General features: G+C 62.0%; 5 protein-coding genes. 3 read left to right on the forward strand and 2 right to left on the reverse strand.

Annotated features, from left to right (window positions below; genetic code table 11):
• Positions 1 to 111: 111 nt before the first annotated feature.
• Together P0D96_RS47430 and P0D96_RS47435 are read right to left on the reverse strand one after the other, a co-directional pair.
• A complete protein-coding gene (locus tag P0D96_RS47430) occupies positions 112 to 936 on the reverse strand; it encodes an IclR family transcriptional regulator (protein ID WP_408292169.1) in 825 nt (274 codons plus the stop codon).
• Positions 937 to 1,032: 96 nt separating this feature from the next.
• Complete coding sequence (locus P0D96_RS47435; RefSeq protein WP_408292171.1) at positions 1,033 to 1,155, reverse strand: hypothetical protein; 123 nt, start codon at positions 1,153 to 1,155, stop codon at positions 1,033 to 1,035.
• Positions 1,156 to 1,560: 405 nt separating this feature from the next.
• Here P0D96_RS47435 and P0D96_RS47440 point away from each other — a divergent pair, with 405 nt between their 5' ends.
• The 3 genes from P0D96_RS47440 (at position 1,561) to P0D96_RS47450 (ending at position 4,503) form a co-directional block, all read left to right on the forward strand.
• Positions 1,561 to 2,538: a cupin domain-containing protein gene (locus tag P0D96_RS47440; protein ID WP_408321187.1), complete on the forward strand. Its 978-nt coding sequence runs from the start codon at positions 1,561 to 1,563 to the stop codon at positions 2,536 to 2,538.
• Positions 2,539 to 2,823: 285 nt separating this feature from the next.
• Positions 2,824 to 3,915, forward strand: coding sequence for a porin (locus P0D96_RS47445; protein ID WP_408292177.1), 1,092 nt, complete (start codon positions 2,824 to 2,826; stop codon positions 3,913 to 3,915).
• A 36-nt stretch (positions 3,916 to 3,951) separates the two neighbouring features.
• Positions 3,952 to 4,503 carry a UbiX family flavin prenyltransferase gene (locus P0D96_RS47450; RefSeq protein ID WP_408292179.1) on the forward strand — a complete coding sequence of 184 codons (552 nt, stop codon included), beginning with the start codon at positions 3,952 to 3,954 and terminating at the stop codon, positions 4,501 to 4,503.
• The last annotated feature ends 229 nt before the right edge of the window (positions 4,504 to 4,732 follow it).

Genomic DNA, 4,732 nt, shown 5'->3' on the forward strand with positions numbered 1-4,732 from the left:
GATTCACCCACCCCGCCCCCGCGCGCGGGCCACACCATTCACCCCCCGCGGCGGCACGGCCAGGCCGGCCGCCGCGGTGCTGGTGTCGACGCCCGGGCGAAACGCCGGCGCTCATTTCATCGCGTCCATCGCCGACGCAAATCGCACGGCGAGCCGCTTCAGTTCATTGCCGACCTTGGCGAGCGTTTCGTCGTCGAACACGACACTGATGCCGCCCGCGCTGAGCGATAGCAGCACGTTGCCGTCCGGCGACAGGATCGGCACCGCGACCGCATTGATCTGCGCGTGCAGCGACCCCTTGTTGACGATATAGCCCGTGCGCTTGTACTGGGCGATCGATTGCTTGATTTTGGGCAGCAGGGTCGGCCAGCGCTTCTTGTCGAGTTCCTGAAGCTCCTTGAAGACCTTCTCGCGCTCGTCTTCGGGCAAGCCGGCAAGATAGGCCCAGCCGGTCGCCGACGATGACAGCGGCACACGGGAGCCGACTTCGAGATCGCGCAGGATGATCTGCGAGCCCTGCATGCGCTGCGTGTACACCATGTAATGCCCGTCGCGCATGCCGAGAGAGACGGCGCATTGATAGCGGCTCGCGAGTTCCTGCATGTCGGCACGCGCGAGTTCGGCGATCGGCATGCTGGCGATCGCCGCCTGCCCCAGGCCGAGCACGGAAATGCCCGGGCGCAGCCTGCCGCCGCGGTCGGTCTGCACCAGATAGCCTTCCTGGATCAGCGTGTAGCAAAGCCGCCACACGGTCGGCTGCGCGAGGCCGGTCAGACGCGCAATATCGGCGGTGCCTAACGCCGGCGTCGTGCGTGTGAAGCAGCGCAGCACGTCGAGACCTCTCGCCAACGCGGTCACAAACTGGCGGTCTTTTTCCGGGGCGACGTCGCTCTTCGTCTTGGCGGTTGTTTTTTTGGCTGGTTTTCGTTCTGTCAATTTGGCAATCCTGTTATGCGCGAACCTTGTCGAGCGCAGGCCGCTCGTCGATGGCGGAGTGCGGCACGGGTGACCACCTTCGGTGGCATGTCTTTTTTATGGTGCCGAATTATAGGCAGCCCGCGCCTCGACGTCGCGCTTGGCGTCGATGCTTGTTATCGCGGCGGCGGTGATTTGCAGTGGCGGACCGCGCGATTCGATCAGGATTTGTTGGCTCATGGGCTTCCCATGGAACTTCGATGAAAAAAACGTGCCGCGGCAAGCCTGTCGTGTGCCCGGCGCGGGCAAATCAGATATTCGCATAGAGGATAGCTTACTCGCAAGGTGAATTCGACTTTTCCGCGCACCGTCGAGGCCGCGCCGGCCCCTGCATCGGCCGCGCTTTGTTCAATTGATGCGTAGGGGATTTCACTCAAACGAATTGACACGTCAAACGGAATCGATATAATTTGCTCCACAGATTGAAATTTGCAGTGCGAATTCACGGAGAGCAGAGCCAAACCCTGATCTGCTACGTGATCGAGCAGCGGCCGGTCGCTGCGGCAGTGCCGGTCGATGCGCTGTGAGTCCCGTCGATCGAACCGCGCGGGCCGCCTTCCGCTTTCAACCCAAAGGATGATTCCGATGTCGCAAACCGAGCACGCCGAAGTCGATTTCGCTTCAGCGCAGGATCTGCCCGCACTGCACGAACTGCTCGAACATGTGCAGATGAAGAACGGATGGGCCAAGCCGACGCCTTCGCTGTATCCGCAGCCTAAGCAGGTGTTCGTGCCCGCGCATTGGCGCTATCGCGATGCGCGAGCCGCGTTGCATGCCGCAGGGCGCCTTGTCGGCACCGAATGGGCCGAGCGCCGCAATCTGATCATGGCCAATCCGATTCCGGGCAACGATTACGCGACGGTGCGCACGCTCGTCGGCGCGTACCAGATGATCAAGGGGCATGAAGCGGCGCGCAGCCATCGGCATACGCCCAACGCCATGCGCATCGTGCTCGAGGGCGCGCCGAACATGTACACGGTCGTCGACGGCGTGAAGATTCCGATGCTGGCCGGGGATATCCTGCTGACGCCGAATGGCTGTTATCACGGCCATCTCAGCGAATCGGACCAAGAGGGCTACTGGATCGATTTTCTCGACGCGCCGCTCGTCCAGCATCTCGCTCCGATGTTCTTCGAGGTCCATCCCGACACGCTCGAAAGGGCCGAGCGCGTCGACGCGCGTTCGCCGATGCGGTTCGCTTACGCCGAGTACCGGCCGCGGCTTCTCGAATCGGCCGAGATAGCGCCGGGCGTGCGCACACTCGAACTCGGGCCGCCACAACTCGTGACTTTCGACCGGGTGGTGCTGCATCTTGCCGCCGGTACGCAATGGAGCTGCGCGCGCAGCACGGCCAACCGGATCTTCACAGTGATAGAAGGCGAAGGGGTGACGCGGGTTGCTGGGCGTGAATTCCATTGGCGCACTGGAGACATGCTCGCGCTACCGAGCTGGTACGAATACCGCCTCGACGCCAGTAGCGATGCGCTGCTGTTGCGCGTGTCGGATGAACCGTTGCTGCGCATGCTCGATTGGTATCGTGTCGACGGAACGGCCACGCAATGACGGCCGGTGCACTCGACACAGTCAGGGCGGCGCCGAACGGCGCGAAGCGCTGCCGGGTGTCGCGTACTACCCGACGTACGACGTGCCGCTTGCGTTGCCGGCGCTGCTCCACCCGTCTTTGAATGTGTTTTGCGTGCCCGCTGTCGCGGGGCTCATGCCGGTGCCGCCGTTCGGTCGATATTAATTCGCAATGCGAAATAAGTAGGACAGTTGAAAAAAGTGCGTAATGAAAATAGCACGGCACCCCATTACGGGGTGAAATAATACAGCAAATGGAGACATCAATTGAAAAGGAAATGGATTTGGGCCGCTTGCGGGGCAGCATTCGCAGCGGTTTCGACTCATGCGAGCGCCCAAAGCAGCGTGACGATATATGGGTTGATGGATGTGGGATTGACCTACATAAGCAACTTGGGTGGGCACTCGTCGGTTCAATTCAAGGACGGGCAGAACTCGCCTAACTTGTGGGGCATTACCGGAACCGAGGATCTCGGTGGCGGATGGAAAACGATCTTCCTGTTGCGGGACCAGTTCGTCGTCGGCACCGGTTCGATTCTCTCCGGCCAAGACCTCTGGTCGAAATCGGCTTACCTCGGCCTCGAAAACGACCGCTACGGCACCATGACGCTCGGGCAGCAGTATGATTTTATGCGCGACATGGTGGCGGATTCGCCAGCTGAAATCTCCGGCCACCTCTATATGTATCCCGGCGGCATATTTACAAAACTCGCCATTCCTGGCAACCCATCGGGTAGTTTCGACTGGGCTCGCCTGACGGGCACGCCGATCTCCAACTCGGTGAGGTACGTAACACCGTCGCTGGGCGGTTTCCGGCTCGGCGCGATGTACGGGTTTGGCAACGTCGCGGGTTCGATCGGCGCGGGCAACGCATCGAGCTTTCTGGTGAGCTACCAGCAGGGCACCTTCGCTGCCGACGCGGCCTATACGAACACCAAGCACGTGGGTACCGCGGGCGCGCCGGACGTGTCGATCCGCAACGCGGCGCTCGGCTCGCGCTATACGTGGGGGCCAGTATTCATGACAGCTCTGATCACGACGGTGCGCAACGTCGCGAACGGCACCGCCGCCGCGGCGTATTCTGCCGGCGCGATGTATCACATCACGCCGGCGTGGTCGCTGGGTCTGAGCTACATGTACATGAAGGGCAACGCCGCGCTGAGCGACCAGCACGCCAATCAAGTGGCCGGAATTGCCGACTATGCGCTGTCCAAGCGCACCTCGGTCTATGCGCTGGGCACGTGGCAGCGCGCGAACGACGGGACGCGGGCGAATATCAACGGGCTGCTCGGACCCACTGCGCCATCGAGCGGGCCGAACCAGGCGGTGTTTCGTATCGGCCTGCACACGCGTTTCTAGAATGGGACAACGATGAACAACGGAGCAGCGAGACGTATGATCGTCGGTATTACGGGGGCGTCGGGAATTGCATACGGAATCCGTGCACTCGAAGTGCTCAAGCAGGGGGGCATCGAGACGCATCTCGTTCTCAGCAAGGCCGCGGAACTGACGATGACCTGCGAAACCGACTTCAAGCCCGCCGACGTACGGGCGCTGGCTTCGGTCTGGTACTCCGCCGGGGATATCGGCGCGGCGATTTCTTCAGGGTCTTTTCGGACCATGGGCATGCTGATCGTGCCGTGTTCGGTGAGGACCATGAGCGAGATCGCGACGGGAGTAACGGGCACGCTGATGAGCCGCGCGGCCGACGTGGTGCTGAAGGAGCGGCGCCGGCTTGTGCTCGGCGTGCGTGAGACACCGCTGCACAGCGGCCATCTGCGTACGCTGCTGCAACTGTCCGACATGGGTGCGGTCGTTGCGCCGCTTGTCCCGGCGTTCTATTCGCGCCCGCAGTCAATCGAGCATATCGTCGACCATACCGTCGGGCGGCTGCTCGACCTGTTCGACGTCGAGACGGACATCGTGAAACGGTGGAAGCAGGGGTAGGGCGGCACAGCCGTCACGCGAAGCGGCGAACGGTCGCCGCAGCGAAACTCGACACCGGCCGCGCGCTAGCGGAGATTGCTCCGCTCGACAACAATGGGTGTTGTTAACTTGCCGAGCGTGAGACTAAAAGCCGGCAGGTGTGGTGATCGTTTAGAAACCGGTCGACGGATCTTGGGCGAGTTGGGTGATTTTGCGCCAGTCAACGAACCTTGCTGCAAGCTGTTTGCGA

Source organism: Paraburkholderia sp. RL17-347-BIC-D (assembly GCF_046027915.1).
GTDB lineage: Bacteria > Pseudomonadota > Gammaproteobacteria > Burkholderiales > Burkholderiaceae > Paraburkholderia.

What these genes read in the sequence shown, in the direction of transcription:
- P0D96_RS47435 (WP_408292171.1), bottom strand. Translation starts at nt 1,155, where the DNA reads ATGAGCCAACAAATCCTGATCGAATCGCGCGGTCCGCCACTGCAAATC.
- P0D96_RS47440 (WP_408321187.1), top strand. Translation starts at nt 1,561, where the DNA reads ATGTCGCAAACCGAGCACGCCGAAGTCGATTTCGCTTCAGCGCAGGAT.
- P0D96_RS47450 (WP_408292179.1), top strand. Translation starts at nt 3,952, where the DNA reads ATGATCGTCGGTATTACGGGGGCGTCGGGAATTGCATACGGAATCCGT.